This window comes from Actinoplanes rectilineatus, assembly GCF_000962825.1.
Taxonomy (GTDB): domain Bacteria; phylum Actinomycetota; class Actinomycetes; order Mycobacteriales; family Micromonosporaceae; genus Actinoplanes; species Actinoplanes rectilineatus.
On the sequence record NZ_JZKF01000073.1, the window covers coordinates 1 to 26,438 of the forward strand.

Consider the following 26,438-nt stretch of genomic DNA (forward strand, 5'->3'; position numbering starts at 1 on the left):
TCTCGCGGGTTGGACGCGTAGCGGCCAGCGGGAGTCGCCGGGCCCTCGGCGGGAGCGACGGTCCGCACCACCCACCCCGCTACGACATCGATCCTCCGATTGTGATTCTGATCTAGGAGAGGCGCTCCACCACCAGCGCCATGCCCTGGCCGCCGCCGACGCACATGGTCTCCAGGCCGATGGTCTTGTCGTGCCAGGAGAGGGAGTTCAGCAGGGTGCCGGTGATGCGGGCGCCGGTCATGCCGAAGGGGTGGCCGATGGCGATGGCGCCGCCGTTGACGTTGAGCTTGTCGAGGGGGATGCCGAGGTCCTGGTAGGAGGGGATGACCTGGGCCGCGAACGCCTCGTTGATCTCGACCAGGTCGACGTCGCCGATGGACAGGCCGGCGCGGCGCAGGGCCTGCCGGGAGGCCTCGACCGGGCCCAGGCCCATGATCTCGGGGGAGAGGGCGGTGACGCCGGTGGCGAGGATCCGGGCCAGCGGGGTGATGCCGAGCTCGCGGGCCTTGGTGTCGCTCATGACGACGACCGCGGCGGCGCCGTCGTTGAGCGGGCAGCAGTTGCCGGCGGTGACCCGGCCGTCGGGGCGGAAGACCGGTTTGAGCTGGGAGACGGCGTCGAGGCTGACGCCGGGGCGGGGGCCGTCGTCGGTGGACACGACGGTGCCGTCGGGGAGGGTGACCGGGGTGATCTCCCGCTCCCAGAAGCCGTCGGCGATGGCCTTCTCGGCGAGGTTCTGGCTGCGGACGCCGAACTCGTCCATCTCCGCCCGGGAGATGTTCTTGATCTGGGCGAGGTTCTCGGCGGTCTGACCCATCGAGATGTAGATGTCCGGAATCTCGCCATAAGAGCGTGGATCGGTCCAGGTCTCACCGCCTTCAGCGAATCGGGCGGTACGGGCCTCGGCGCCGGAGAAATACGGATTCTGCCAGCTGCCGCCCACCAGCGCGGCCGCCTCGGACGGCAGACCGTCGGAGCTGCCGCGGGCGAAGCGCGACACCGTCTCGACGCCCGCGGAGACGAAGATGTCGCCCTCGCCGGCCTTGATCGCGTGGAACGCCATCCGCGTCGTCTGCAGCGACGACGAGCAGTAGCGGGTGACCGTCGCGCCGGGCAGGCCGTCCAGCCCCAGCTTGGTGGCGACCACACGGGCCATGTTGAAGCCCTGCTCGCCGCCGGGCAGCCCGCACCCGAGGTAGAGGTCCTCGATGAGCGTGCGGTCGAGCTGCGGCACCTTGGACAGGGCGGCGTCGACGATCGTGGTGGCGAGGTCGTCGGGACGCAGCTCCCTCAGGGAGCCCTTGTGGGCGCGGCCGATCGGGGAGCGGGCGGTGGCGACGATGACAGCTTCCGGCATCCCGCCAGTTTACTCATCGGTAACATGGTCGCCAGCCCCTCTTTCACACCCCGGCGCGCGCCGCCCGGTGCACGGCCGGATAGAGCGCGTGCGCCCACACCCGATAGCCGTCGGCCGATGGGTGGAAACCGTCGTAGCAGAGGGTGCCGGCGTCGGCGCGGAACACCGCGCCCGTCTCGGAGGCCAGATCGACCACCACGCCGCCGGCGTCGGTGACCGCCTTGGCCTGCGCGCGGGCCATCCGGCGGCCGAACAGCCCGGCGATCTGCCGCAGCGGCGGCGCCATCGAACGGGCCGCACCCAGATCGGGGCAGGTGCCGACGACGACCTGCACGCCCGCCGAACGCAACCGGCGGACCGCCTGGCCGAGATGACCGGAGGCGTCCTCGGGACTGCGGCCGGACGCCGCGTCGTAGGCGCCGATCAGCACCACCGCCACGTCCGGGCGCTCGCCGAGCAGCGCCCGGGCCACCTGGGTGGCCAGATCACTCGAACGGGACCCGGCGACACCCACGCTGGAGAGCAGCACGTGCCGCTTGCCGGACTGGGTGGTGCCGTCGGCGAGCAGACGGGCCAGCTGGCCGCCCACGGTGTCGGCCAGCCACTCCACACCCACGCCCACCGCCGCCGAGTCACCGAGCAGCACCAGGCGCAGCGGCGGCGCGTTCAGCGGGCCCATCGACGTGCGCAGCGCCAGACCCATGGTGGGTTTCGCGTAGCGCCGTGCCTTGGCGGCCAGCATCTCGCCGGCCAGCAGGGCGGCCCCGCCCACCGCACCGGCCAGCAGGCTGGTGGCTGCGGCCCTGCTCAGTCGTTCCGGCAGTCCGGCCATCGTCTCGCCTCCCTGCTGCGCGTTCAGCCGACCTGATGATCCTCTGGGGTATACCTTACGGCCCCGTCGCCGGTCGACCTCGAGCCGAACCAGTGCCGGGGTTCACCGAACCAGGGATGCCGCCGCAACTGGGCCCATCGGCCGGCCGGACCACGGTCGCGCCCGTTCACCCGGGTCGGGCTGACCTCGGTGCCCGGCGCGCGGACCGCCTCGTCGGCCGCCTCCGGCAGGGTGCGCACACCCTCCGCGAGCAGGCCCGGAACCCCGGCCACCCGGTCGTCCTCGCCGAGCGCCGCGAGCACCGTCGGCATCATCACGGCCGCTGCCCGGGCGTACCCCTCGGCGGACGGGTGGAAACGATCGGAGCTGTACATCCGGCCCGGATCGGCCTCGAACATCGGGCCCAGCAGGTTGCCCAGCGAGACCGTCCGCCCACCGGCCTCGACCACGGCGACCGTCTGCAGGGCCGCGAGCTGACGGCTCCAGCGCCGGGCCAGCCACCGCAGCGGCGGCTTGATCGGCTTGATCGCACCCAGGTCGGGGCAGGTGCCGACGACCACCTTGCAGTCGCTCTCCCGCAGTCGGCGGACCGCGTCGGCCAGGTGGCGCACCGCGGCCGGGCGCCCGGAGGCGTGCGTCACGTCGTTGCCGCCGATGAAGATGACCGCCAGGTCGGGCCGGTGCTCCAGGGCGGCGTCCACCTGCCAGGGCAGCCCGGCGGAGATCGAGCCGACCACGGCCAGCCGGTGCAGCCGGACCGGCCGGTGCAGACGCCGGGAGATACCGGTGGCGAACAGTGCCCCGGGGGTCTCCCGGGGGCGGTGCACGCCGTACCCGGCGGCCGTCGAATCACCCAGGATGCACAGGCTGAGCGGCTTGCCGGGGAACTTCGCGCCATACACCCCGTCGCCACGCGGCGGGGGCGCCTCGGCCATCGGGATCACCCGGCGGGCGTCGGCGGCCTGACGCAGCAGGATCCACGCGGAAACGGCGGTCAGACCCGCCACGGCTCCGCCGACCTGGCCGGTGATCCGGCCGGCCAGCTTGATCCGGCGGAGTTGCTCGGCGGAGAGGCTGGGTATATCGAGGCTGCTCACGGTCTCCCTCGCGGTCACAAGGCGGGTGGAATTCGAGGCTAACTCGCGACGGCGAGAGGCAATCATGGCGTGCCCAGGTCATGCTGGAGTGGCGGAGAGAGGAACAGAGATGGCCAAAACGTTGAAACGTGCTGCGGCGTTCAGTGCACTCGCCAAGGCGCTGAGCGCGAGCAACCGGGGTGGACCGTCACTCGGGCGGAGGATCGGCGCGATCCCCCGGATGATGAGTGCCAGTGCCCGGGGGCAGTACGACGGTGGCCTGCGCCTGGCCCTGATGGCCGCCGCCACGGCCTATGTGGTGTCGCCGGTCGACGCGGTCCCGGAGATGTTCTTCTGGGTGTTCGGCCTGGTCGACGACGCTGTCGTGGTCACCTGGCTGGCGGGCACGGTGCTCAGTGAGACCGAACGCTTCCTGGAGTGGGAACAGGCGGGCAAGCCCCTGGTCGTAAAGTAGGGCGTGCACTTTTACGACAACGTGGTCGAGATGATCGGCAACACCCCGCTGGTCAAGCTCAACAGTGTGACCGAGGGCATCAGTGCCACCGTGCTCGCCAAGGTCGAATATCTGAACCCCGGTGGTTCGGTCAAGGACCGGATCGCGCTACGGATGGTTCAGGACGCCGAGGCGGCCGGCCTGCTCAAGCCAGGCGGCACGATCGTGGAGCCGACCAGCGGCAACACCGGTGTCGGCTTGGCCCTGGTGGCCCAGCGGCGCGGCTACAAGTGCGTCTTCGTCTGCCCCGACAAGGTCAGCGAGGACAAGCAGAACGTGCTCCGGGCGTACGGCGCCGAGGTGGTGGTCTGCCCGACCGCCGTCGCCCCCGAGGATCCCCGTTCCTACTACAACGTCTCCAACCGCCTCGCCGCGGAGATCCCCGGCGCGTGGAAACCGGACCAGTACAGCAATCCGGCCAACCCGCGGTCGCACTACGAGGACACCGGCCCCGAGCTGTGGAAGCAGACCGAGGGCAAGATCACCCATTTCGTCGCGGGTGTCGGCACCGGCGGCACGATCAGCGGTGTCGGGCGCTATCTGAAGGAACAGGGTTCGGTCCGGGTGATCGGCGCCGACCCGGAGGGCAGTGTCTACTCCGGTGGCACCGGCCGGCCGTACCTCGTGGAGGGTGTCGGTGAGGACTTCTGGCCGTCGGCGTACGACCGGGACGTCACCGACGAGGTCATCGAGGTCAGTGACTCCGACTCGTTCGAGATGACCCGCCGGCTGGCCCGCGAGGAGGGCCTGCTCGTCGGCGGCTCGTGCGGGATGGCCGTGGTGGCGGCGCTCGAGGTGGCCCGCCGGGCCGGCCCGGACGACGTGATCGTGGTGCTGCTGCCGGACGGTGGCCGCGGCTACCTGTCGAAGATCTTCAACGACCGCTGGATGGCCCGGTACGGGTTCCTGAGGTCCCAGGAGGGCACCCCGACGGTGGCCGACGCCCTGGCCGGCAAGGGCGACGGGATCCCGCCGCTGGTGCACGTCCACCCGACCGAGACGGTCCGGGACGCCATCGACTACATGCGGGAGTACGGCGTCAGCCAGCTCCCGGTGCTGAAGGCCGAGCCGCCCGTGGTCACCGGCGAGGTGGCCGGCTCGATCTCGGAGAAGGCGCTGCTGGACGCGCTCTTCACCGGCCAGGCGCACCTGCACGACACGATCGAACGGCACATGGGGGAGTCCCTGCCGATGATCGGCGGCGGTGAGGCGGTGGCCGAGGCGGTCGCCCTGCTGGAGAAGGCGGACGCCGCGCTGGTGCTGGTGGACGGCAAGCCCGCCGGGGTGCTCACCCGGCAGGACCTGCTGGCGCACCTGTCCTAGACGCTAGGGGTTCAGGTGGGCGACCTCGTCCCACCGCGGGTCGGGCGTGACCGTCATCCGGACACGCCCGTCCTGCCATCCCGCGATCAGCGGCTCCAGCGCGTGTGAGGCTGCCGGGCGGTCCGCGTACAGGTGGGTGGTCCGGGTCCCGTCGGAGGTCTCGTGGGCGACCACGATGGCCCCGTCGGCGTGCGCGGAGATGTGGTCCTCCAAGGCGTACAGGGCGGGGAACGCCTCCGCCGAGGGGAACCCGTTCTCGTCCGCGTCCGAATACGGCACCTCGAGCCGGATGTGCAGGTCGTGGCCGGGCCAGCGGGCCGGCTTGAGCGGTGTCTGCGCCATCGCGACCAGCGGCTTGCCGGAGCGCATCCCGGTCAGGTTGCGCCAGCGTTCGGTGCCGTCCTCGGGGCGCATCCCGGCGGTCAGCGCGGCCAGTTCCACCGCGGTCAGTTCCGGTCCGGGGCCGGTGGCGGTGGCGATCTCGCCGACCCAGATCTCCACGGTGTCCTCGCCGAGCACCCAGTCGAGCGCCAGGAAGGTGATCTGGCCGCGGGCGTCCTCCGGCATGGCCGGGAACGCCGGATGCCACACCCGGACGTCGACGCAGTCGCGGTCCTCGTCCACGTCGGCGGCGAACCGCAGCTCGGACAGGTCCAGTTCGTGCCCGGCGATGGACAGGCGGGCGTCGGCCAGCGCGGCGGGGTCGCCGCGGCGCGACGAGGCGTACCCGAACACGTCGTCCGGGGCCGGACCGGCCCGGCGCCAGCGTTCGGCCAGCGAGCGCAGGGCGGGGTCGCCGCCGGCGCTGACCACGAGCAGGTGCCGTGACGTGTCCCCGGCGGTGAACTCCCAGTGCAGGTCGGGGTGGACGGCCTCGACGGCGTCGCCGAGTTCCTTGACCAGGTGGTCGTCCGGCGTCCCCGCGATCAGCTTCTCGACGCGCGGCCGCGCGGTGGCCCACCACTGCCAGAAGGCGTCGATCGCCGCCGATGGGTCGTTCTTCCTCCGCCGTTTGAAGATCACCAGCGGACGGTACCGCAGAACGGCCACCTCCAATGACCGTCACTGATAGTCGCCGCAATCGCACAGACAGTCCGACCGGCCGATGGGTGGTCGCGGTTGTATAGGTCGTGACGGAGCTATGAGCCACTCCCGGAAGGGGTAGGGAATGGTCGACGTCGACCAGGCAGCGCCCGCCGACATCGTTGATCGGCTGTTGTGGCGCGACGCGCAGCAGATGCTCGGCCGCCACTCGGCGGCCCGGGACGGAAACTGCGTCTGGTGTGGATGCCGCTGGCCCTGTTCGGCCCGCCGCCTCGCCGAACGCGCCGAGATCGTGGCGCGGCGCCCGTGGCGCGAGGCATGGACCCTGCGGCACGACATCAACAGCATGCGGACGGGCTACCGGTCCGACCACGGGTACAACGACAGCAGCCGGAGGTACACCGCCTGACCCAGAGCATCGACGTCGCCGACGAGCTTCGCCGTCCCCCGGCAAAGCGACGGCATTCCGGCCCGGTCGACGTCGCCCCAGCGGTGACGCCGTGGCACCCCGCCAGTGCCGCGGTATCCCGCGCCCAGACCCGCCCTTGAACCAGATCAAGGATCGGCACGCCTCCGTCGATCCGCGTCTCCGGCCAGACGCATCGGGTTCGGGCGGGGAGGTGGGCGGGAGCACGTGACTACAGGTTCCCCCGCATTCACTCGGTCACGTGTTCCCGCCCTACCGGTTCCTCTCCGTCTCACGCGCGATCACCTGCCCGGTTCGAGCCGCTGCGCGGCCGCCGGGCCGTATTGCATGGTCGCCCTCTTCGTTGGCAAGTACCCCGCCGTACTTTCACGCGCTCGGTCGAAAAAGATCGACATGTCGGGACATCGCGCCACAAAATCATAGGCAACCGCATGTGGAGGTGGGCCATGATGCCGGACTACCGGAACGACGACGAGCGAGCCGCCTGGGCGACCGCCGAGAACCTCGTGCAGAAGGCCCGGGCCATGCTGCTGGAAGCCGAGAAGGCCATGGAACAGTGGCGGACCGGCAAGGAGATGAACAAGCAGCGCTGCGCCCGCAAGGGCATCAGCGCCAGCGACGCCGAGATCCGCTGGTCGGCGTCATCGGTCGCGAAGGCCGCGATCAGCGGCAACACCTTTCACGTGGGCCTCGCCACGATGTACTACACCGCGGCGAACGCCCATTACGCCCGGGCGCTCTATCTCCGCGAGCGGGACTGACTCATTCCCGAGAGCGAGCGGGACTGACTCATTCCCGAGAGCGGGCGGGAATGACTCATTCCCGAGAGCGGGCGGGACTGACTCATTCCCGAGAGCGAGCGGGACTGACTCACTCCTCCGAGGCGTCGTGCTCGGCGACCGGTGACGGCGGGATGCGGGGTGTGTCGGCCTGAGCCGGAGCGGCGGGGACGGTGAGGGCCAGGCCGAGGACCGCGCCCGCTCCGATCAGGCGCAGGCCGTTGACGGCCGCGGCGAGGGACACGGGACGACGTTCCTGCTTCTCCATGCGATCACTCCAAACGCGCAAGGGCCACCCACGATGACAGTCGAACCTGAGACGGCGCTGTGTAGGTGAGGCGAACCCGGGCAGAATCAAAGGGTGGAGATCACCACCGAGACCGAGCGCAAGTACGACGTCCCCGAGAACTTCGAGCTTCCGGATCTGATCGGTGCGGCCGGTATCGCCGGCGTCGACGGCGCCGAGACACACGATCTCGACGCGACGTATTTCGACACCGACGACCTGCGGTTGATGAGAAACCGCCGTACCCTGCGTCACCGCACCGGCGGCCACGACGCGGGCTGGCACCTGAAGACGCCCGGTGACGGCACCGGGCGCAAGGAACACCGGCTCGCCGGCCAGGCGGCCGAGGTGGTGCCGGACGAACTGGTGGGCCTGGTGCGCGGCATCGTGCGCCGGCGCCCGCTGCTGCCGGTCGCCCGGCTGCAGACGCACCGGGTGGAGACCCCGCTGCGCGACAGGTCGGGGCGGGTCCTCGCCCTCGTCGCCCAGGACCAGGTCCGGGCCACCGACGAGAACGGCGTCCAGACCGCCTGGCAGGAGATCGAGGTCGAGCTGGTCGACGGCGACACCGCGGTCCTCGACGCCGTGCAGAGGAGACTGGCCAAGAAGGGCGCGCGCCCGGCGTCCGGCCCGTCGAAGGTGTCCCGCGCGCTTGCCGGCCGGCTGGCCGCCGCCACCACGACGGCCACGGTCAAAGGCAAGGTCAACCCCGTTTTCCGGTACGCGCGTGAGCAGCGCGACGCCATCCTCGAGCACGACCCGGCCGCCCGTCACGGCGAGGAGACGGCCGTGCACAAGATGCGGGTCGCCACCCGGCGGCTGCGCAGCACGCTGAAGACGTACCGGAAATGGTTCCCGGCCTCGCCGGTCCGTGACGAGCTGCGCTGGCTGGCGCGGCTGCTCGGCGCGGTCCGTGACCCGCAGGTACTGGAGGCGAGGCTGCTGGCCGGCGTCGAGGAGTCCGGGCCGGAGTTCGTGCCGGTGGCGCAGCGGATCCGGGAGAGCCTCGACGGCAAGGCCGCGGCCGGCAGGGCGGAGCTCGCCGCCGCCCTGGACTCGGACCGCTACCTCGACCTGCTGGACGCGATCGACGCCCTCGTCGACCGTCCCTCCAGGCCCGGCCCCGACCCGGCGAAGCGGGCCCGCAAGGTGCTCGACAAGGCCGACGGCGAGCTGAACGCGGCCCGCGAGTCCGGTGTCGACGAGAAGTTGCACGAGTCCCGGAAGACCTTCAAACAGGCCCGGTACGCGATCGAACTGATCGCCCCGGAACACGGCAAGCGGGCCGAGCGGCTGGTCGACGCGCTCACCGGTCTGCAGGACGGGCTGGGCGCACACCAGGATTCGGTGATCGCCCGCGAAACACTTCGTGAAATCGGTTCGGACAGTTTTCATTTCGGGGTTCTGTACGGCCGTCAGGAGCAAGTGGGTAAGGAGACTCTTGCGGAGGTGCCCGCTCTGGTGCGGGCGGCGCGGCGTAAGAGGGTGCGGCGGTGGCTGAAGAAGACATGAGCGAACAGGGCAGGGCGGGATACGAGGAGACCTCCACCCCGCCCTACGACGGGCCGGTCGCGGAGCTGAACGGCTACCGCGTGATGGACGACGAGGACGACGATCCGCGACTGCTGAAGGCCGACGGCAGTTCGGTCGACACGTGGCGGGAGGACTACCCGTACGACGAGCGGCTGCCCCGTCCCGACTACGACCACCACAAGCGGCTGCTGCAGATCGAACTGTTGAAGCTGCAGAACTGGTGCAAGGACACCGGCGAGCGGCTGGTGATCCTCTTCGAGGGCCGGGACGCGGCCGGCAAGGGCGGCACGATCAAGCGGTTCATGGAGCATCTGAATCCGCGCGGCGCCTCGGTGGTGGCCCTGGAGAAGCCGAACCCGCGTGAGGACTCCCAGTGGTACTACCAGCGTTACATCAAGCACCTGCCGGCCGCCGGTGAGATCGTGCTCTTCGACCGGTCCTGGTACAACCGGGCCGGCGTCGAACGGGTGATGGGTTTCTGCACCCGCCAGGAGTACCTGGAGTTCCTGCGGCAGACCCCGGAGCTGGAACGGATGCTGGTCCGTTCCGGGATCCGGCTGGTCAAGTTCTGGTTCTCGGTGACTCAGGGCGAGCAGCACACCCGGTTCGCGATCCGGCAGGTCGACCCGGTCCGCCAGTGGAAGCTCTCTCCGATGGACCTGGAGTCGCTGGACAAGTGGGGCGACTACACCGAGGCGAAGGAGGCGATGTTCTTCTACACCGACACCGCCGACGCGCCGTGGACCGTGGTGAAGAGCAACGACAAGAAGCGCGCCCGGCTGGAGGCGATGCGGCATGTGCTGCACCGTTTCGAGTACGCCGGCAAGGACCCCGAGGTGGTCGGAGTCCCCGATCCGAAGATCGTGGGCGGCGCCTCGCTCGTCGTCGAGGGAACCGAGATGTCCCCCCGGGTATTCCCGCGGCTGTAGTGATTCAAAAAGCGTTGGCGGGACCCGCTTCCGGTGGTTAACGTGGCCGTACACGTGAAGGGAGGTGGTCCGAAGTTGTATAGCAACGGGACTCGTGAGGTGGCTGTCCGCTAGCCGCTGTCCTCGACAGCTTCGAGATTGACGTCGAGACCGTGTGGCAGCGGCTAGGCGAATACCGAACAGCCACCCGACCCCAGGGGATCCGGCCTTGTCCGACCGGACCATGACCGTTCGCGGTCGTGGAAGTCCCCTGGGGTCGCTTCATGTCCGGCCTCGATTCCGGGGGAGATCATGCGGGAGCTGATCGTGCTCGGCACGGCCAGCCAGGTGCCCACCCGGCACCGCAACCACAACGGCTACCTGCTGCGCTGGGACGACGAGGTGATCCTCTTCGATCCGGGTGAGGGCACCCAGCGGCAGATGCTGATGGCCGGGCAGCCGGTCACCCCGATCCGGCGGATCTGCATCACGCACTTCCACGGCGACCACAGCCTCGGCCTGCCGGGCATCCTGCAGCGCATCTCGCTCGACAGGGTGCCGCACCCGGTGGCCGTGCACTATCCGGCCGGTGGGCAGGAGTTCTACGACCGTCTCCGGCACGCCACCAGCTACTGGGACAACGCCGAGATCGTGCCGGGGCCGGTGGGCGAGGGCTTCGTCGCGGAGACGTCCGCCGGGCGACTCACGGCGCTGCCGCTCCGGCACCCCATCGAGACGTACGGGTACCGCCTGGTCGAACCGGATTCCCGGCGGATCGTCCCCGCCCTGCTGGCCGAACACGGGATCGGCGGGCCGGCCGTCGGCGAGCTGCAGAAGACCGGGCGCCTCGGTGACGTGACCCTGGAGCAGGTGAGCGTGCCCCGCCCCGGCCAGGTCTTCGCCTTCGTGATGGACACCGGCCTGTGCGACGACGTCTACGCCCTGGCGGAGAACGCCGACATGCTCGTCATCGAGTCGACGTTCCTGGCCGCCGACGCCGACCTGGCCGCCCAGGTCGGCCATCTGACCGCCGGTCAGGCCGCCCGGGTGGCCCGCGAGTCGAACGTGCAGACCCTGGTCCTGACCCACTTCTCCCAGCGCTACCCCGACTCGTCGCAGTTCCTCGACGAGGCGCGCGCCGAGTTCGCCGGCACGATCGTCGCCGCCGAGGACCTGGCGCGGGTCCTCGTCCCGCCCCGCCGCCCGGCTACCGTCGACCGATGACCGTGCTGTTGCGCCCGGCCGACGACGCCGACATGGCCTCGATCGGCGCCCTGCACCACCGTTCCCGCGCCGACGCCTACGCCGGCCTGATCCCCGCCGAGACATTCGAGGTGTGGAGCGCGGACGGCCTCTCCCAGTGGTGGGTCGAACGCTGGACCTGGGAGAAGGACACCCACCGGATGACCGTCGCCGAGGACGGCGGCACCCTGATCGGCTTCTCTTACGTGGGCCCGAGCGAGACGGAGGGCGCGGTCGAGCTGTACGGCCTGCACGTGGCCCCGGAACGGGTCGGCACCGGCGCGGGCCGGCAGCTGATGATCGAAGCACTGCGGCAGATGGCCGATTTTGCCCAGCCCCTAGCGGTCCTGTGGGTGCTCGAGGAGAACCCGGTGGCCCGGCGCTTCTACGAACGCGGAGGCTGGACCCCCGACGGCGCCACCCGCACCGAGCCGGTCAACGGCCACCCGCTGCCGCAGCTGCGGTACGCGTACCCACTCAGCAATTGATCTTTTGTTTCCGGCGGAAACGGAGATCTTTTCCGGCGCCGAAAGATCGAAAAAGAAAACCCGGCTCCGCGAGGGAACCGGGTGGTGTATGCCGCAACAATACCACGATCAGGATCGCAGCGCTGCTCAGAGCCTTGAGGTAGATGTCTTGGTCGGTATATCCGGACGGGTTCGTGGCGGCGTCGATCAGAGCCGTGCAGTACACGACCCGGTGGATCGTGGAGCCCTGCCAGTTGGTGCGAGCGGCGACGAGGGATGTCGCCAGCGCGCGTATGTCGAGCCAGCGCCACCCGGGAGTTCCGCGGCCGCAGAGTCCTCGAGCGCCGTAATAAAGGTTGTAGCCGTCCACGTAAATACCCACTCGCACGGGGAGGCCCTTAGCAATACGCCGAGTTGAATATGTGAATTTTGTGGGCGCATTTTCAAGGATCATCTCGAAGGAGTGATAGCAGGTCGCGTTGATTCACCGGGGTGCCCTGTCAGGGTGTCTTTCGGAGCGGCCGCGATGGTTAGCGTGGCGGCATGCGCATCGTGGTGATCGGCGGTAGTGGGCATATCGGCACCTTCCTCGTTCCGCGTCTGGTCCGGGCCGGCCACGAGGTGATCAGCATCAGTCGCGGGCGGCATGCCGGTTACGGCGACGACCCGGCGTGGCGGCAGGTTCGGCAGGAGACCGCGGACCGGGCCGCCGAGGACCGGGACGGCGTGTTCGGCGACCGGGTGGCCGCGCTGCGACCGGACGCGGTCGTCGACCTGATCTGTTTCACCCCGGAGTCGGCGGCCGCCCTCGTGGAGCGGCTGCGCGGCGCGACCGGACACCTGCTGCACTGCGGTTCGATCTGGCGGGCCGGGCCCAGCCACCGCCTGCCGACCACCGAGGAGAACGCCGAGCCGCCGGTGGGTGGATACGGCATCGCCAAGGACGCCATCGCCCGCCTGCTGAAGGACGAGACCCGGTCGGGTGGGATGCCCACCACGACGCTGCACCCCGGCCACATCGTCGGCCCCGGCTGGCATCCGATCGGCCCGCTCGGCAACCTCGACCCCGAAGTGTGGCGCAAGCTGTCAGCGGGCGAGCCTCTGGAGATTCCGGGTCTGGGCGCCGAGTTCCTGCATCACGTCCACGCCGACGACGTGGCCCGCCTTCGAGGCCGCCGTCGAGCGCCCCGAAGCGGCGGCCGGCGAGGACTTCACCGTGACGGCGGCGTCGGCGTTGAACGTCCGCGGCTACGCGCACACCGCGGCCGGCTGGTTCGGCCGTGAGGCGGACCTGCGGTCGGTGGCGTGGGAGCAGTTCCGCGCCGCGACGGATCCCGAGGCGGCCGAGGCGAGTTGGGAACATCTGTCCCGCAGCCATTACTTCAGCGTGGCGAAGGCGCAGGCGCTGCTCGGGTACGCACCCCGGCACACCCCGGAGCAGGCGATCCTGGAGTCCGTCCGCTGGCTCGTCGACCACGGCGAACTCACCGTCCCCACTCCGCTGAAGGCCTGACCGCTAGTGCAGGATCTGTAGGTGATGGCCCGGAGCATCAAGGTTGCTCCGGGCCATCACCTTGACCACGGGCGGGACCAGCATGCGTCCGGCCACGCTGTCGAGGGCTTCCCAAGTGTCAACCGAGGCCGCCCTGACACCAAGCTCCCACAGGTACCGTTGGGTAGTCAATGGCTAGTCGTAGGTGGTCTACTCGGAAGTGTCAACCGAGGGGATGCCGTGCCGCCGCGTTACCGATATGAAGAGATCGCCGACGACCTGCAGAAGCGGATCACCGCCGGTGAGTTCCCGCCCGGAGCCAAGCTGCCGAGTCGCCGCGAGCTGATCGCCCACTACGAGGTCACGGAGCCGGTCATCGACCGCGCGATGCAGATCCTGCGGGTCAAGGAGATCATCGAAACGCTTCCGGGCGTAGGCGTCTTCGTCCGCGGCTGAACAGCCGGCCGCGCTTATCGCTGGCGCCTTTGCTGGATGGCGGTCGGGCCGATGCCGCAACCAGCGGATGCGGCGAGGGTCATCGTTTTCCCGGGAAGCCTGTGTGGGAGGCCGGTTCGATGCCGTCGAACGATCGACGGTGACGATAATGGGCGGAATGCTGGAGGAGTTGCGGAGCAGGGTCGAGCGGTGCCGGGCCGTCGCGGCGGAGTCGGAGCTGCCGGTGGAGATCGGGTCACCGGTCGCGTTGCCGGCGGCGCCCGCGGAGGCGCCGACGGCAGCTGTGGCGGTGTTCCGGCTGTTCGAGTGGGTGGAGGGGCCGCTGTTCCGGTTCGACTGTCCGGACGAGTTGCGGTCGGCCGAGGCGTGGCGGGACCTGCCCGACCTCGACACGTTGCGGCCCATGCCGATCGTTCTCGGCTGGGAGATGTGGTCGTGGCGGTCCACCGTCGAGGGGCGTCTCGGGGTGTGCGGCGGTGAGCAGATCGCCCTCGACCCGGTCGAGGGCGACGTCTACTACGTCGACGACTGGGCGTGGTTCCAGCGCAACATCGAGTGGGAGGCCGTCGCCGACGTGTACCACCCGATCGCGCCGGACGCGGTCACCTTCTTCACCGAGTGGGTGTTCGGCCCGCGTTATCCGGAGCTGGTGTCCCTCGTGCTCGGCCCCGGTCTCCTGGAGCAGCGCATCGGCAAGGGCCGGCACAAGGGCGAACTCAGCGACGCCTGGCTGCGGCTGCTCCAGCGTGCGGAGCTCGTCCAGGACCCGCTGCCGGTCATCCCGGAGGACCCGGTTCCGCTCGTCTCCGGCGACCGGGACCGCCCCGACTGAGACGAGGACGGACGGGATCATCGGCTGAACAGCCGACTGTGCTTATTGCTGGCGCAGCTCACTCTGCCACTGGGCGAACCGCCGGCGCATGTGCTGGACGGCGGTCGGGCCGGTGCCGTACGCCGCGAAGGCGGCATCGCTGATCTGGCCGATTGCTCCCAGCACGTCCGCGAAGGTCGCACGGTCGAAGCCGGGATCAGCGCTCTCCGCCAGGCGGATGAGATTCTCGGCGGAGTAGCGTCCGCTGGTGAGTACGGCGTCGATGTCGAGGAAGTCGCGAGCGACCGCACGGCCGTACAGCGCTGCCATCTTGTTGCCGACCGCGTCGTCCGGATGCAGGACCGGCCCGATGCTCATGATGACCGGCGGATGGGCGCGCCAGTCGGCGGCCAGCTCGACCTTCTGGGGTTCCGTGTCATGTTCGTCGGCCCGGGTCACCAGGAGCCGAGCGAAGGTTTCAGCTCGGGCGTCGATCTCCACCTGGAAGCCGTTGTCGGCCAGGGCCTGGATGACGAGATCCGCGACGGCGGGGAAGTCTGCTCGGCGCTGCCAGTCGGTGAACAGGTCGACGTCGCCGCTCGGCCGGTCGCCCATGCCGTGTTCCCGAACGGCATAGCCGTCGGCGAGCGCCAGGCCGTAGCCGGTTCCCGCAGCCCGTAGGGCGATCTCAGCCAGCTCTCGATGCCGTGGATCCACGCCCGTGAAGGTTACGCGGCGGCCGTCTCGGAATCGGGCCGTTGGAGAGTCGGGAATCGGTCTTCCCACGCCTTGCGGATGGCTGGCGGCAGCCACAGGGCGGGCCACAGCCGAGTGAGGACCGTCCGGTTGAGGAACGTGTGCAGATCGTCCGGCTTGGTGGCCTCGATCAGGACGGTGCGATACAGATCGACGATGCGGCCGGCCGCCTCCAGGTCGTAGTCGGCCGACCCCGACCAGTCCAGGTGCCGTGGCAGGGTGACCACACCGGTGGTCGGTCCGTTCAGCAGCGTGAGGTCGTCGGCGACGACGACGGGTTTGGCGTATCGGCGCATGACGGTCCCCTTCCTCAGACTCCATCGTTGCACGGTCTATTCCTCGCCGAGGGCCTTGGTGATGGTCTCGGCGAAGGTGGTGGCCTCCTCGTCGGAGGCGTACTTCGTGCGGGGCCAGAAGAAGCCTCGCAGGCCGTCGCCCTTGGTGCGCGGGACCACGTGGGTGTGCAGGTGCGGCACCGACTGGGAGACGATGTTGTTCATCGCGACGAAGGTGCCGGTGCAGCCCAGCGCCACCGGCACGGCGGCGGCAATTTGCTGGACAAAACCGAAATATCCTGGCAAATCGGCGACTGGTAACTCGGTGAGTTCGACGATGTGCGGACGTGGCACCACCAGCACATGACCCTTGAAGACCGGCCTCGTGTCGAGGAACGCCACACCGGCGGGGGTGGATGCCACCAGGAAAGCCGGGATCGATCCCGCCACGATGCCGCAGAACACACAGTCGGCCATCCCGTGAGACTAGCCTTGCCAACCATGACGGCTAATGCTTACGGGTTCGACACCCTCGCCATCCACGCCGGCCAGGAGCCGGATCCGCGGACCGGCGCGGTGGTGCCGCCCATCTACCAGACGAGCACCTATGCCCAGGACGCCGTCGGCGCCCCTCGCCTGGGCTACGAGTACAGCCGGTCCGGCAACCCCACCCGCGACGCGCTCCAGGAGTGCCTGGCCGCGATCGAGGGCGGCCGGCGTGGGCTGGCCTTCGCGTCCGGCCTGTCGGCCGAGGACACCCTTCTGCGTACGGTCTGCCGCCCCGGCGATCACGTGGTCATCCCGAACGACGCGTACGGCGGCACCTTCCGTCTCTTCTCCAAGGTCGCGGAGCGGTGGGGCCTGGACTGGACGGCCGCCCCGCTGGACGACCTGGACGCCGTGCGGGCCGCGTTCCGTCCCGGGCACACCCGGCTGATCTGGGCCGAGACGCCCACCAACCCGCTGCTGAACATCGCCGACATCGCGGCGCTGGCCGAGCTGGCCCACGAGTACGACGCGCTGCTGGCCGTGGACAACACGTTCGCCTCGCCGTACCTGCAGCAGCCGATCGCGTTCGGCGCCGACGTGGTGATCCACTCGACGACGAAGTACATCGGTGGTCACTCGGACGTGGTGGGTGGCGCGCTGATCACCGCGGACACCGGGCTCGGCGACGAACTGGCCTTCCACCAGAACGCGATGGGCGGGGTGAACGGGCCGTTCGACGCGTGGCTCACGCTGCGGGGCGTGAAGACTCTGGGCGTACGCATGGAGCGGCACTGTGACAACGCCGAGCGCATCGTCGCCTTCCTGAGTGAGCACCCGGCGGTCGCCGAGGTCCTCTACCCGGGCCTGGAGAGCCACCGCGGTCACGAGGTCGCGGCCAAGCAGATGAGCCGGTTCGGCGGCATGGTGTCGTTCCGCGCGGCCGGCGGCCAGGAGCAGGCCATCGCGGTCTGCAACCGGGCGAAGCTGTTCGTTCTCGCCGAGTCGCTCGGTGGTGTGGAGTCGCTGATCGAGCACCCGGGACAGATGACACATCTGTCGGCTGCGGGCTCGGCGCTTGAAGTTCCCGCCGATCTCGTGCGACTGTCTGTCGGCATCGAAACCGTTGACGATCTGCTCGCTGATCTGGAGCAGGCGCTCGGATAACCCGACCGACGCTGGAGAATCTGCGCGATGACGACGACCTGGGTGGGAGCCACCGCCAAGCAGATCGCCCGTGCGGTGCGCCGCGGTGATGCGAGCGCCACCCAGGTCGTGGCCGATCACCTCGAACAGATCGCCATCTCCGATCCGGCCCTGGGCGCGTTCCGGGTGGTCCGGGGCGGGGAGGCGATCACCGAGGCGGAGAAGGTCGACGACCAGGAGGATCTGGCCAATCTGCCGCTGGCCGGGGTGCCGGTGGCGGTGAAGGAGAACACGGCCGTCGCCGGACTGCAGACGTGGCACGGTTCGGCCGCCGCGCGTACCCCGGAGGTCGCGGAGGAGGACCACGAAGTGGTCCGCAGGCTGCGCGGAGCCGGCGCCGTGGTGGTCGGTGTGACCCGGATGCCGGAGATGGGCCTCTGGGCGCTCACCGACGACGACACCGGCCCGGCCCGCAACCCATGGGACCTCGATCGCACGCCGGGCGGCTCGTCCGGTGGTTCGGCCGCCGCGGTCGCCGCGGGGCTGGTGCCGATCGCGCAGGGCAACGACGGTCTCGGCTCGATCCGGATCCCGGCTGCCTGCTGCGGCGTGGTCGGTCTCAAGCCGGGCCGCGGCGTGGTGCCGGTGGACTTCGGCGACAAGGACTGGTTCGGCCTGGTGGAGAACGGCGTGCTGACCACCACGGTGGCCGACGCCGCGCTCGGGTTCAGCGTGCTGGCCGGCCGCGAGCCGGTGAAGCTGACCGAACCGGCCCGGCTGCGGGTGGGGGTGTCGCTGCGCTCGCCGGCCGCCGGTGTCAAGCCGGACGAGCCGAACACCTCGGCGGTCGCCGCGGCCGCCCGGCTGCTCGTCGACGCCGGGCACGACACGGTGACCGCCGACCCGACGTACCCCGCCGGGGTGGCCCTGGGCGTGCTTGCCACCTGGTTCGCCGGGGCCTACGTCAACTCGGAGGGCTTGGACGTGCGGCGGCTGCAGCCGCGGACCCGGCGGCACATCACGCTGGGCCGGGCCGCGATGAAGGCCGGCCTGGTCCGGCAGAAGCAGCGGGAGGCGTGGCGGGAGCGGTCCATCCGGTTCTTCGCCGACCGGTCGATCGACCTGCTGCTCACCCCGGCGCTGGCCAGCACCCCGCCGCCGGCCGAGCGGTTCTCCGGTCAGCCGTGGCGGCGCAACATGCTGGTGAACGCCGCCTACGCGCCGTACGCCGCGCCGTGGAACTACGCGGGCCTGCCCGCGATCGTGGTGCCGGTCGGGTTCCGGCCCGACGGTCTGCCGCTCGCGATCCAGATGATCGGCCCGCCCGACTCGGAGTTGCTGCTGCTCTCGGTGGCCGGTCAGCTCGAGGTCCTCAACCCGTGGCAGCGGCACGCCCTGGTGTGATCATCGGCATGTGAGCCGGTCACCCGAACGGGTGGCACGATAGGTGTCCATGACCCCCGCTACACCGCTCGACCTGCTCACCCTCGCAGACGTCGAATCCGCCCGTTCCCTGCTCGACGGGGTCGCCAAGACCACCCCGCTGATCACGTCCCGGCCGCTGACCGAGATCACCGGTGTGCCGGTCTGGCTCAAGTGTGAGAACCAGCAGCGGGCCGGCTCGTACAAGGTGCGGGGGGCGTACACCCGCATCTCCCGGCTGTCCGACCAGGAACGCGAACGTGGGGTGGTCGCCGCCAGCGCCGGCAACCACGCCCAGGGTGTGGCGCTCGCGGCGGGCCTGCTCGGCACCCGGGCGACGGTGTTCATGCCGGAGGGCGCGCCGCTGCCCAAGGTTTCCGCCACCAAGGGGTACGGGGCCGCGGTCGAATACGCCGGCACCAGCGTGGACGACGCTCTCGAGGCGGCGCACGAGTTCGCCCGGGAGACCGGCGCGATCCTGATCCACCCGTTCGACCACCCGGACGTGATCGCCGGGCAGGGCACGGTCGCGCTGGAGATCCTGGAGCAGTGCCCGGAGGCGACCACGATCGTGACCGCGGTCGGCGGCGGCGGGCTGATCTCCGGGTTGGCGGTGGCGGCGAAGGCGTTGCGGCCGGACATCCGGATCGTCGGGGTGCAGGCGAGCGGTGCTGCCGCGTACCCGCCTTCGCTGGCTGCCGGCGCGCCCCGCAAGCTGGCCTCCTGCGCCACGATCGCGGACGGCATCGCGGTGATGCGCCCCGGCGACCTCACGTTCGCGCACGTGGCGAAACTGGTCGACGAGGTGGTCACGGTCTCCGACGAGGACCTGTCGGCGGCGCTGCTGATCCTGCTCGAACGGCACAAGATGGTGGTCGAGCCGGCCGGTGCGGCCGCGGTGGCCGCGCTGATGACCGGCGCCTACGCCCCGCCGGAGGGCGGACCGGCGGTGGCGATCCTGTCCGGCGGCAACATCGACCCGATGCTGCTGCTGCGGGTGATCGAACACGGTCTGGCCTCGGCCGGGCGGTTCCTGCGGCTCGCGGTCCGCTGCACGGACCGGCCGGGGCAGCTGGCCCGGCTGCTGGGGGAGATCGCCACGCAGCGGGCGAACATCGTCGACGTGTCGCACTCGCGGCAGAGCCCGCGGCTCAGTTTCGGCGAGGTGGAGGTGGCGCTCTCGGTGGAGACCCGCGGTCCGGCCCACTCGTCCGCGCTGATCAGTGCGTTGCGCGACGCCGGTTACCGGGTGGCCCTGCTGGCCGACGCGACGCCCTGATCCCGTCCCGGAACCGGGTTGCCGGCCCGGCCGGACATCCAGGATGATCATCCGCCGTGCCTGAAGATGATCTTTGTCCACGTTGTTCGACCGCGACCGTCAGCGAGCGGTCCGCCGAACCCTGGTGCCCGTCGTGCGAAGAAGGCCTGGACCGGTTCGGTGACCACGGGCGGCACCTGGGCTGGGTGTGGACCGACCGTCTGCTCTACCGGGCGGCGTACCGGCTGACCGCCCGGCAGTTCACCGCGATGGCCGGGCGCCCGGCGTCCGCCTCGCCGGTGTCCGCGGCCCGGATCGTCACGGTCGGCGTGTCGGTGCTGCTGCTCGCCGGTGTCCTGGCCATGGCCGGTGCCGGCCTGTGGCTGCTCCTGTACGACTTCTTCAGCCCGGTCAACCTGATCGGCGCGCTGCTGCTGGTGACCGCGGTCGTACTGCGCCCGCGGCTGGGGCGGCTCTCCGCGCTGACCGCGGACGCCTGGGAGGTCGACCGGGACGGCGCGCCGGAACTGTTCACCGTGATCGAGCGGGTCAGTGCCGTGGTCGGGGTTCCGATGCCGGACGTGGTGCTGGTGGGGGCGGAGCAGAACGCGTACACGACGACGGTCGGTCTGCGGCGGCGCCGGGTGCTCTGTCTGGGCGCACCGCTCTGGGCGGTGCTCGACCCGCAGGAACGGGTCGCGTTGCTCGGCCACGAGCTGGGGCACTTCGTGAACGGCGACGTCCGGCGGGGTCTGCTCACCCAGGCGGCCACCACCACCCTGGGGCGCGTGGCGTACCTGCTGAGCCCGGAGCGCGGCGTCACCCTCCTCGAGCAGATCGTGGAGCTGATCTGCTGGATGTCGTCCCGGCTGGTGATGGGCGTGCACCTGGTGCTGGTCGCCACCAGTCAGCGTGACTCGCAGCGGGCCGAATACCTCGCCGACGAACTCGGGGTGCGGGCCGGCGGAAGCGCGGCGGCCGTACGCCTCAACGACCACTTCCTGATCATGGACGCGATCGACACGGTGATCCGGCGGGAGGCCCGGGCGCAGCACGGCGCACCGGAGTGGCGGGCGGCGTCGGACATCGCCCGGGCCAACCTGGTGCCGCGTGTGCCGGCGATGCGGCAGCTCAGCCGCCGGGTCGAGGCGTCGTTCTTCGCATCGCACCCGCCGACCGGGTTGCGGGCCGCTCTCATCGAGACGCGACCCGCACAGCCGGCCGGGGTGGAACTGAGCGGGCCGGACTCGGCCCGCATCGACGGGGAACTCACGGCGATCTACGAGAAGGCGCGCCGCGAGCTGGCCGTCAGCCCGTGAGTCAGCCCTCGAAGGCGCCGAACTTCACGACGGTGACCTTGATGTCGGAGCCGCTCGGGGCGGTGTAGGTGACCGTCTGGCCGGGGCGTGCGCCGAGGATCGCCTGGCCCAGCGCCGACTCGGGGCTGTAGACGGTGAGATCGGTCGTCGACGAGATCTCCCGCGAACCGAGGAGGAACGTCTCGGTGTCGCTCTGGTCGTCGTCGAAGTAGATCGTGACCACGGAGCCCGGGGTGACCGAGTCGGCGACCTGGGCCTCGCCGACCTCGGAGTTGCGCAGGAACTCCTTCAAGTAGAGGATCCGGCCCTCCTGGCGGCTCTGCTCCTCGCGGGCGGCGTGGTAGCCGCCGTTCTCGCGGAGGTCACCCTCCTCGCGCCGGGCGTTGATCTCCGCAGCTATCGCCGGCCGGTTCGCGATCAACTCGTCGAGCTCGGCCTGCAGCCGGTCGTGAGCGTCCTGGGAGAGCCAGGTCTTCGGCGCCTCGGAACTGGGCACGGTCGATCTCCTTGCTGGAACTGGGCAGTGTCTTGGCCTGCTAGCTGAGTGGTGGCCTAGCAGTGTCTTGGCCTTGCCGGAATCCGGCATGCTCAACGCAGCGAATCACCAAGCTTACCAGCGGTATGCATGCCGCCGGGATCGCCAGATCCTGCCCCATCCGGAACGCGAAACCGGCCGTTTGGCGTTTTCGCAGGTCGGAGCGGCCGTGTCAGGCAGTGGCGCGGCAGCCCATCACGTCACCGACCGAGCCGCGCTCCTTGGTGGGGATGGATTCACTCACCTCGACGCTTCCACCGCCCGCCGGCGCCGGAATCCGCACCGACCGGCGACCCACCTCGAACCCGTCGTAGTCGCGGGCGCGCAGCATGCAGGTGGCGGTGCCGCCCTCGGGCACCTGGACCCGGAACTGGATCACCAATTCGGTGTCGGACGGCTCGTTCCACCCGATGATGTCGGCGGTGTAGTCGGTCTGACCGAACTTGTCGTAGTACTGCATGGTGATGCCGATCAGGCCCGCACCGAACAGGACCGCAGCGGTGATCGGCAGCCATCGGCGCGGCCTGCCGTCGCGGCGCCGGCCGTATCGTCCGGGCGGGAAGACCGCGGTTGTGGCGTGCGTCTCGCTCACCTTGCGACCTCTCGTGCGTTTGTTGTCGGTGGGATCGGCCAGAATGGCAGAGTCCATCTTCGCAGCCGATCCCGGCCCGCCGACGGCAGGCCTGGTCGAGAGGGTAGTTAACGTGGCCGAGCAGTTGCGCCTCATGACCGTGCACGCGCACCCCGACGACGAGTCGAGCAAGGGTGCCGCCACGATGGCGAAATACATCGCCGAGGGGACGAGCGTGCTCGTCGCCACCTGCACGGGTGGTGAGCGCGGCAGCGTGCTCAACCCCAAGATGGACCGGCCCGAGGTGCTGGCCGACATCACCAACATCCGCCGTGCCGAGATGGACAAGGCCCGCGAGATCCTCGGCGTGGACCAGGCCTGGCTCGGGTTCGTCGACTCCGGCCTGCCCGAGGGCGACCCGCTGCCGCCGCTGCCCGAGGGGTGTTTCGGCCTGCAGGACCCGCAGGAGGCGGCCAAGCCGCTGATCAAGCTGATCCGCGAGTTCCGGCCGCACGTCATGACCACCTATGACGAGAACGGCGGATACCCGCACCCGGACCACATCATGTGCCACAAGATCTCGGTGGTGGCGTTCGACGCGGCCGGCGACCCGGAGCTCTACCCGGAGCTGGGGGAGCCGTGGCAGCCGCTGAAGCTGTACTACAACTCCGGCTGGACCCGGGCGCGGATGCTCGCGCTGCACGAGGGCATGCTGGCCGCCGGCCTCGAGTCGCCGTACGCGGAGTGGCTGGAGAAGTGGTCGGACCGCCAGGACCGCGGCGACAAGATCACCACGCGGGTGGAGTGCGGGGAGTACTTCGGGATCCGCGACGACGCGCTGCGGGCGCACGCGACCCAGGTCGACCCGGACGGCTTCTGGTTCCACATCCCGCTGGAGATGCAGCAGAAGGTGTGGCCCACCGAGGACTTCGAGCTGGCGCGTTCCCTCGTCGACAGCCCGGTCCCGGAGTCCGACCTGTTCGCGGGCATCCGGGAACGGGTCGGCGCCGCCTGAGCAGTACCCTGGGCGCGTGGACATCTTCGCGGTCAACAACTTCGGTGACACCCGGTCGGGCGGCCTGGCCGGTCCGATGGGACTCTTCGTCATCCTCCTGATGTGCATCGGGACCGTGCTGTTGATCCGCAACATGAACAAGCGCTTGCGTCGGCTTCCCGACAGTTTCCCGACTCAGGCTGAGCAGGACCGTGTGGCGGAGATCGCGCGTCGCGACGCCGATCCCGCCACCGCCGGCCTCCCCGCGGGCGCCGACGTCGAGGCGAATCGATCCCCGGCGGGCGCGTCCGCCGAGGATGCCGAGGTCGCAGCGGTGCCCCAGCAGAAGAAGGACGCTGCCGCGGGCGACGCCGCAGACCGCGCCTGAGCGATGCGGAACCGGCCGGGCATCGACCGGTTCCGGCCCGCGGGCGCGAAGCATCCCGTCCGGGGTCCGTCAAGCCCTGTTGCGTTCATCGCGATTGATTTAGCCTTCCGCCCGGGGGCCGCTCGGTTCCTGGACCCTGCGCGGAAGGGGGCGCCGACATGCACACTGTCCGGCGCCGACTCTCCGTGACGAGGATGCACGTGCATCCTCCCGTGCGCCCTGCTGCCGGGGCCCTGTCGTGACCGCACCCGTGCGTGCCGCGCCGGTCCGTCTCCTGACCGCCGCCGTGGTCCTCGCCGCGCTGACGACCGTGGTGCTCGGCGCCCTGCAGCCGATCGAACACTCGGCCGTGCGCCCCCTCGCCACGCTCGACGGCATCTCGGTGGCCGTCGTCCTCGCCGCCATCGCTCAACTGGCCGGCCTGCGGTTCCGGCTCGGCCCGGACGCGGTCTCGGTGAGCTGGGCGGAGGCCGCCGTGGTGGTCGGCTTCGTGGTCGCCCCGCCCGGCTGGCTCCCCGGCGCCACCCTGGTCGGCGCCGGCGTCGCCTGGCTGCTGCTCGCCTGGTTCACCGGCATCCGCAACGTCGCCGAGATCGTCCACCTGGTCGCCTCGATGACCCTCGGCGCCGCCGGCGCCGCCCTGGTCACCACCCTGCTCGCCGGCGACGCCCCGATCCAGAGCGCCCGCCTGCCGCTCGCCCTGGTGGCCGGCGCCGCGGTCTACCTGCTCATCACGTTCGGCCTGGTGGTGCTCACCCTGGTGCTGCACCGCGACGCCGAACCGGCACAGATCGCCGCCCGGGTGCTCTACGCGAAACTGCCGATGTCGGTCGGCAACGTGCTGGTCGGCCTCTGCGCCGTCTTCGCGCTCTCCCGGCAGCCGCTCTGGCTCCTCGCGTTCGGCCCGGCCCTGTGGCTGCTGCACCGCACCTACCGCTTCCACCTGCGCGCCGCCGAGGAACGCCGGATGTGGGAGGCGTTCGCCACGGCCACCGCCCGGCTGCCCGGCACCAGCGAGGCCGAGGTGGCACACGCCGGACTCCGCGGCGCCCTGGACGTCTTCGGCGCCCGCCGCGCCGAACTGGAGGTGCGGCTCGAGGGCGGCCACCGCCGGTACGCCCAGGACGGCCCCGGCCTGGAGGACACCCTCGCCGCCCGCTCCGGACCGGCGATCACGCGCAGCATGGCGGTCGCCGGCCGGCCGGTCGGTGAGCTGACCGTGTGGCTCGGCGAACCCAACCTGCCGGTCCCGCAGGACGAGGCGGCGATCACGGCGTACGGCGAGGCACTCGCCGGAGCGCTGCACGACGCGGCGGCCCACCAGCGCATCGAGGAACTGGACACCCGCGCGGCGTGGTACCGGATCCGTGACCCGCTCACCGGGCTGCTCAACCGGGGCGCGTTCGGCACCGAGGGCGACCCGCTGCTGGACTCCCTCGAACGTGACCGGCAGGTCGCCGTGCTGCTGCTCGACGTGGTCGACTTCCGCGAGGTCAACAGCACCCTCGGGCACCGCGGCGGCGACGAGGTGCTCCGGCTGGTCGGCCGGCGGCTCACCGACCTGAGCCGCGTCGGCGAACTGCTCGCCCGCACCGGCGACGACGAGTTCGCGCTGCTGCTGCCGACCATCACCGCCGTCGCCGACGCGGGCCGCCCGCAGAGCAGCGCCGGTCAACTGCCGGCCGCCCTGCGCCGGGCCCGCGAACTGGTCGAACAGTTGCGTCTGCCGATGGAGGTGGCCGGGGTGCGCCTGGCCGTCGAGGTCACCGTGGGCGTGGTGGTGGCCCGGGCCGGCCAGGTCGAGGCGGGCGAACTGCTGCGCCGGGCGTCGCTGGCCGTCGGCAAGGCCAAAGAGCTGGGCCTCACCGTCGGGACGTACGACAGCGGCCAGGACGCGAGCAGCACCGACCAGCTGGCCCTGCTCGCCGAGCTGCAGGACGCGTTCGCCGCCGACGACCAGATCGTGCTGCACCTGCAGCCCGCGGTGGACCTGGTGACCGCCGCGCCGACCGGGGTGGAGGCGCTGGTCCGCTGGCGGCACCCGCGGCGCGGCCAGCTGTCCCCGGGCGACTTCCTGCCGGCCGTGGAACGCAGCGAACTGCTCATCCCGTTCACCCGCCGCGTGCTCGACCTGGCACTCTCCTCGGCCGCGGACTGGGCGGCCAGCGGCATCGACGTCCCGGTCTCGGTCAACGTCTCGGCCCGCAGCCTCACCGACCCGACCTTCCCGGTGCAGGTGGCCGAGGCGCTGCGCCGGCACCGGACCCCGGCGTCCCGGCTGGTCCTGGAGATCACCGAGTCGGTGGCGGTCAGCGAACAGGAGATCGTCGACGAGGTGCTGGCCCGCCTGCGCGCCCTGGACGTGCAGATCTCCCTGGACGACTTCGGCACCGGCTTCTCGTCGCTCTCCTCGGTCACCCGGATGCCGTTCGACGAGATCAAAATCGACCGCTCCTTCGTCGACGAGATGATCGACTCGGCGGCGGCCGGCGCGGTGGTCCGCGGCGCGGTCGAGCTGGGCGCCCGCCTCGGCGTACGCGTGGTGGCCGAAGGCATCGAGACGGTCGAGCAACGGGCCGCGCTGATCGCGCTCGGCTGCCCGACCGCCCAGGGCTACCACTTCTGCAAGCCGATGCCCGCCGACAAGATCGTGCAGGCGCTCTCCCAGCTGGCCGAAGCGGCACCGGCCCCGGTGACCCGCCTGCGCGCCGACGACGCCTCCTGACCTATTCACAGGAGAT

At 70.6% G+C, this 26,438-nt stretch carries 30 protein-coding genes; 19 read left to right on the plus strand and 11 right to left on the minus strand.

The annotated features are described in order from the left end of the window. Positions 1 to 112: 112 nt before the first annotated feature. The 3 genes from WH85_RS35650 to WH85_RS35660 are packed head-to-tail and all read right to left on the minus strand — an operon-like array spanning position 113 to position 3,286. Positions 113 to 1,357, minus strand: coding sequence for an acetyl-CoA C-acetyltransferase (locus tag WH85_RS35650; protein ID WP_045746524.1), 1,245 nt, complete (start codon positions 1,355 to 1,357; stop codon positions 113 to 115). A gap of 43 nt (positions 1,358 to 1,400) precedes the next feature. Continuing rightward, the gene (locus WH85_RS35655) at positions 1,401 to 2,189 is read right to left on the minus strand and encodes an SGNH/GDSL hydrolase family protein (protein ID WP_045746525.1); all 789 of its coding nucleotides are present in this window, start codon (positions 2,187 to 2,189) and stop codon (positions 1,401 to 1,403) included. 23 nt (positions 2,190 to 2,212) lie between these two features. Continuing rightward, positions 2,213 to 3,286 (minus strand): SGNH/GDSL hydrolase family protein, encoded by a 1,074-nt coding sequence (locus WH85_RS35660; RefSeq protein WP_052721034.1) that lies wholly within the window; start codon positions 3,284 to 3,286, stop codon positions 2,213 to 2,215. A gap of 109 nt (positions 3,287 to 3,395) precedes the next feature. On the opposite strand from WH85_RS35660, the gene WH85_RS35665 reads away from it, so the two are divergent. Both WH85_RS35665 and WH85_RS35670 read left to right on the plus strand, forming a co-directional pair. Then, positions 3,396 to 3,740 (plus strand): YkvA family protein, encoded by a 345-nt coding sequence (locus WH85_RS35665; RefSeq protein ID WP_045746526.1) that lies wholly within the window; start codon positions 3,396 to 3,398, stop codon positions 3,738 to 3,740. Positions 3,741 to 3,743: 3 nt separating this feature from the next. Further along, positions 3,744 to 5,102 carry a cystathionine beta-synthase gene (locus WH85_RS35670; protein WP_045746527.1) on the plus strand — a complete coding sequence of 453 codons (1,359 nt, stop codon included), beginning with the start codon at positions 3,744 to 3,746 and terminating at the stop codon, positions 5,100 to 5,102. Positions 5,103 to 5,105: 3 nt separating this feature from the next. Here WH85_RS35670 and WH85_RS35675 read toward each other — a convergent pair whose 3' ends face one another. After that, positions 5,106 to 6,125 (minus strand): DUF695 domain-containing protein, encoded by a 1,020-nt coding sequence (locus WH85_RS35675; RefSeq protein ID WP_157411429.1) that lies wholly within the window; start codon positions 6,123 to 6,125, stop codon positions 5,106 to 5,108. 145 nt (positions 6,126 to 6,270) lie between these two features. Between WH85_RS35675 and WH85_RS35680 the strand changes: the two genes are divergently transcribed. After that, positions 6,271 to 6,555 carry a hypothetical protein gene (locus WH85_RS35680; protein ID WP_045746528.1) on the plus strand — a complete coding sequence of 95 codons (285 nt, stop codon included), beginning with the start codon at positions 6,271 to 6,273 and terminating at the stop codon, positions 6,553 to 6,555. Between the two features lie 467 nt (positions 6,556 to 7,022). Then, positions 7,023 to 7,334, plus strand: a complete 312-nt coding sequence (locus tag WH85_RS35685; RefSeq protein ID WP_045746558.1) for a hypothetical protein — start codon at positions 7,023 to 7,025, stop codon at positions 7,332 to 7,334. Positions 7,335 to 7,443: 109 nt separating this feature from the next. On the opposite strand, the gene WH85_RS51850 is transcribed toward WH85_RS35685, so the two are convergent. Next, on the minus strand, positions 7,444 to 7,620 hold the full coding sequence (locus WH85_RS51850) for a hypothetical protein (RefSeq protein ID WP_169792529.1): 177 nt from the start codon (positions 7,618 to 7,620) through the stop codon (positions 7,444 to 7,446). 93 nt (positions 7,621 to 7,713) lie between these two features. Here WH85_RS51850 and WH85_RS35690 point away from each other — a divergent pair, with 93 nt between their 5' ends. The 4 genes from WH85_RS35690 (at position 7,714) to WH85_RS35705 (ending at position 11,809) form a co-directional block, all read left to right on the plus strand. Continuing rightward, complete coding sequence (locus WH85_RS35690) at positions 7,714 to 9,150, plus strand: CYTH and CHAD domain-containing protein (protein ID WP_045746529.1); 1,437 nt, start codon at positions 7,714 to 7,716, stop codon at positions 9,148 to 9,150. Beyond that, positions 9,132 to 10,100: a polyphosphate kinase 2 gene (gene ppk2, locus WH85_RS35695; protein WP_425394683.1), complete on the plus strand. Its 969-nt coding sequence runs from the start codon at positions 9,132 to 9,134 to the stop codon at positions 10,098 to 10,100. Before WH85_RS35690 ends, ppk2 begins: the two co-directional genes overlap by 19 nt. A gap of 291 nt (positions 10,101 to 10,391) precedes the next feature. Then, positions 10,392 to 11,303: a ribonuclease Z gene (locus WH85_RS35700; protein WP_045746531.1), complete on the plus strand. Its 912-nt coding sequence runs from the start codon at positions 10,392 to 10,394 to the stop codon at positions 11,301 to 11,303. Continuing rightward, positions 11,300 to 11,809, plus strand: coding sequence for a GNAT family N-acetyltransferase (locus WH85_RS35705; RefSeq protein ID WP_045746532.1), 510 nt, complete (start codon positions 11,300 to 11,302; stop codon positions 11,807 to 11,809). The genes WH85_RS35700 and WH85_RS35705 overlap by 4 nt, the downstream gene beginning before the upstream one ends. Here WH85_RS35705 and WH85_RS52495 read toward each other — a convergent pair. Further along, entirely contained in the window at positions 11,799 to 12,158 is a 360-nt protein-coding gene (locus WH85_RS52495; protein WP_211275551.1) for a PIN domain-containing protein, read from the minus strand. The genes WH85_RS35705 and WH85_RS52495 overlap by 11 nt on opposite strands. Before the next feature lie 173 nt (positions 12,159 to 12,331). Between WH85_RS52495 and WH85_RS49300 the strand changes: the two genes are divergently transcribed. The 4 genes from WH85_RS49300 to WH85_RS35725 all read left to right on the plus strand — a co-directional run bounded on the left by WH85_RS49300 (position 12,332) and on the right by WH85_RS35725 (position 14,568). Further along, the gene (locus WH85_RS49300) at positions 12,332 to 13,072 is read left to right on the plus strand and encodes an NAD-dependent epimerase/dehydratase family protein (protein WP_245674224.1); all 741 of its coding nucleotides are present in this window, start codon (positions 12,332 to 12,334) and stop codon (positions 13,070 to 13,072) included. Continuing rightward, the gene (locus WH85_RS53370; RefSeq protein ID WP_245674225.1) at positions 13,005 to 13,301 is read left to right on the plus strand and encodes a hypothetical protein; all 297 of its coding nucleotides are present in this window, start codon (positions 13,005 to 13,007) and stop codon (positions 13,299 to 13,301) included. The genes WH85_RS49300 and WH85_RS53370 overlap by 68 nt, the downstream gene beginning before the upstream one ends. A gap of 219 nt (positions 13,302 to 13,520) precedes the next feature. Further along, the gene (locus tag WH85_RS35720; protein WP_045746534.1) at positions 13,521 to 13,736 is read left to right on the plus strand and encodes a winged helix-turn-helix domain-containing protein; all 216 of its coding nucleotides are present in this window, start codon (positions 13,521 to 13,523) and stop codon (positions 13,734 to 13,736) included. A gap of 148 nt (positions 13,737 to 13,884) precedes the next feature. Continuing rightward, a complete protein-coding gene (locus WH85_RS35725) occupies positions 13,885 to 14,568 on the plus strand; it encodes a hypothetical protein (protein ID WP_157411430.1) in 684 nt (227 codons plus the stop codon). A gap of 42 nt (positions 14,569 to 14,610) precedes the next feature. Here the strand turns inward: WH85_RS35725 and WH85_RS35730 are convergent, their stop codons facing one another. Genes WH85_RS35730 through WH85_RS35740 form a run of 3 tightly spaced genes read right to left on the minus strand, consistent with a single transcriptional unit; the run spans position 14,611 to position 16,055 of the window. Further along, the gene (locus WH85_RS35730; RefSeq protein WP_045746536.1) at positions 14,611 to 15,264 is read right to left on the minus strand and encodes a nucleotidyl transferase AbiEii/AbiGii toxin family protein; all 654 of its coding nucleotides are present in this window, start codon (positions 15,262 to 15,264) and stop codon (positions 14,611 to 14,613) included. Positions 15,265 to 15,275: 11 nt separating this feature from the next. Then, positions 15,276 to 15,599: a hypothetical protein gene (locus WH85_RS35735; protein WP_045746537.1), complete on the minus strand. Its 324-nt coding sequence runs from the start codon at positions 15,597 to 15,599 to the stop codon at positions 15,276 to 15,278. A gap of 36 nt (positions 15,600 to 15,635) precedes the next feature. Then, entirely contained in the window at positions 15,636 to 16,055 is a 420-nt protein-coding gene (locus WH85_RS35740; protein WP_045746538.1) for an HIT family protein, read from the minus strand. Between the two features lie 24 nt (positions 16,056 to 16,079). On the opposite strand from WH85_RS35740, the gene WH85_RS35745 reads away from it, so the two are divergent. The 4 genes from WH85_RS35745 to WH85_RS35760 are packed head-to-tail and all read left to right on the plus strand — an operon-like array spanning position 16,080 to position 21,209. Continuing rightward, the gene (locus WH85_RS35745) at positions 16,080 to 17,231 is read left to right on the plus strand and encodes a cystathionine gamma-synthase (protein WP_045746539.1); all 1,152 of its coding nucleotides are present in this window, start codon (positions 16,080 to 16,082) and stop codon (positions 17,229 to 17,231) included. 27 nt (positions 17,232 to 17,258) lie between these two features. After that, a complete protein-coding gene (locus tag WH85_RS35750) occupies positions 17,259 to 18,614 on the plus strand; it encodes an amidase (RefSeq protein WP_045746540.1) in 1,356 nt (451 codons plus the stop codon). A 49-nt stretch (positions 18,615 to 18,663) separates the two neighbouring features. Beyond that, positions 18,664 to 19,911 (plus strand): threonine ammonia-lyase, encoded by a 1,248-nt coding sequence (gene ilvA / locus WH85_RS35755; RefSeq protein WP_045746541.1) that lies wholly within the window; start codon positions 18,664 to 18,666, stop codon positions 19,909 to 19,911. Between the two features lie 56 nt (positions 19,912 to 19,967). Then, positions 19,968 to 21,209, plus strand: a complete 1,242-nt coding sequence (locus WH85_RS35760) for a M48 family metallopeptidase (protein WP_045746542.1) — start codon at positions 19,968 to 19,970, stop codon at positions 21,207 to 21,209. Between the two features lies 1 nt (position 21,210). Here WH85_RS35760 and greA read toward each other — a convergent pair whose 3' ends face one another. Next, complete coding sequence (greA, locus tag WH85_RS35765; protein WP_045746543.1) at positions 21,211 to 21,705, minus strand: transcription elongation factor GreA; 495 nt, start codon at positions 21,703 to 21,705, stop codon at positions 21,211 to 21,213. A 211-nt stretch (positions 21,706 to 21,916) separates the two neighbouring features. Further along, positions 21,917 to 22,336: a DUF4307 domain-containing protein gene (locus WH85_RS35770; protein ID WP_045746560.1), complete on the minus strand. Its 420-nt coding sequence runs from the start codon at positions 22,334 to 22,336 to the stop codon at positions 21,917 to 21,919. 112 nt (positions 22,337 to 22,448) lie between these two features. Between WH85_RS35770 and mca the strand changes: the two genes are divergently transcribed. The 3 genes from mca to WH85_RS35785 all read left to right on the plus strand — a co-directional run bounded on the left by mca (position 22,449) and on the right by WH85_RS35785 (position 26,422). Continuing rightward, complete coding sequence (mca, locus tag WH85_RS35775; protein WP_045746544.1) at positions 22,449 to 23,330, plus strand: mycothiol conjugate amidase Mca; 882 nt, start codon at positions 22,449 to 22,451, stop codon at positions 23,328 to 23,330. 16 nt (positions 23,331 to 23,346) lie between these two features. Beyond that, on the plus strand, positions 23,347 to 23,697 hold the full coding sequence (locus WH85_RS35780) for a hypothetical protein (RefSeq protein ID WP_045746545.1): 351 nt from the start codon (positions 23,347 to 23,349) through the stop codon (positions 23,695 to 23,697). 238 nt (positions 23,698 to 23,935) lie between these two features. Then, positions 23,936 to 26,422: a putative bifunctional diguanylate cyclase/phosphodiesterase gene (locus WH85_RS35785; protein WP_045746546.1), complete on the plus strand. Its 2,487-nt coding sequence runs from the start codon at positions 23,936 to 23,938 to the stop codon at positions 26,420 to 26,422. Positions 26,423 to 26,438 lie beyond the last annotated feature (16 nt).

Bases quoted from the DNA above. Each gene is read 5' to 3' on its own strand.
- WH85_RS35650 (WP_045746524.1), bottom strand. From the start codon at position 1,357: ATGCCGGAAGCTGTCATCGTCGCCACCGCCCGCTCCCCGATCGGCCGC.
- WH85_RS35655 (WP_045746525.1), bottom strand. From the start codon at position 2,189: ATGGCCGGACTGCCGGAACGACTGAGCAGGGCCGCAGCCACCAGCCTG.
- WH85_RS35665 (WP_045746526.1), top strand. From the start codon at position 3,396: ATGGCCAAAACGTTGAAACGTGCTGCGGCGTTCAGTGCACTCGCCAAG.
- WH85_RS35680 (WP_045746528.1), top strand. From the start codon at position 6,271: ATGGTCGACGTCGACCAGGCAGCGCCCGCCGACATCGTTGATCGGCTG.
- WH85_RS35685 (WP_045746558.1), top strand. From the start codon at position 7,023: ATGCCGGACTACCGGAACGACGACGAGCGAGCCGCCTGGGCGACCGCC.
- WH85_RS51850 (WP_169792529.1), bottom strand. From the start codon at position 7,620: ATGGAGAAGCAGGAACGTCGTCCCGTGTCCCTCGCCGCGGCCGTCAAC.
- WH85_RS35700 (WP_045746531.1), top strand. From the start codon at position 10,392: ATGCGGGAGCTGATCGTGCTCGGCACGGCCAGCCAGGTGCCCACCCGG.
- WH85_RS35705 (WP_045746532.1), top strand. From the start codon at position 11,300: ATGACCGTGCTGTTGCGCCCGGCCGACGACGCCGACATGGCCTCGATC.
- WH85_RS49300 (WP_245674224.1), top strand. From the start codon at position 12,332: ATGCGCATCGTGGTGATCGGCGGTAGTGGGCATATCGGCACCTTCCTC.
- WH85_RS35725 (WP_157411430.1), top strand. From the start codon at position 13,885: ATGGGCGGAATGCTGGAGGAGTTGCGGAGCAGGGTCGAGCGGTGCCGG.
- WH85_RS35735 (WP_045746537.1), bottom strand. From the start codon at position 15,599: ATGCGCCGATACGCCAAACCCGTCGTCGTCGCCGACGACCTCACGCTG.
- WH85_RS35740 (WP_045746538.1), bottom strand. From the start codon at position 16,055: ATGGCCGACTGTGTGTTCTGCGGCATCGTGGCGGGATCGATCCCGGCT.
- WH85_RS35745 (WP_045746539.1), top strand. From the start codon at position 16,080: ATGACGGCTAATGCTTACGGGTTCGACACCCTCGCCATCCACGCCGGC.
- WH85_RS35750 (WP_045746540.1), top strand. From the start codon at position 17,259: ATGACGACGACCTGGGTGGGAGCCACCGCCAAGCAGATCGCCCGTGCG.
- ilvA (WP_045746541.1), top strand. From the start codon at position 18,664: ATGACCCCCGCTACACCGCTCGACCTGCTCACCCTCGCAGACGTCGAA.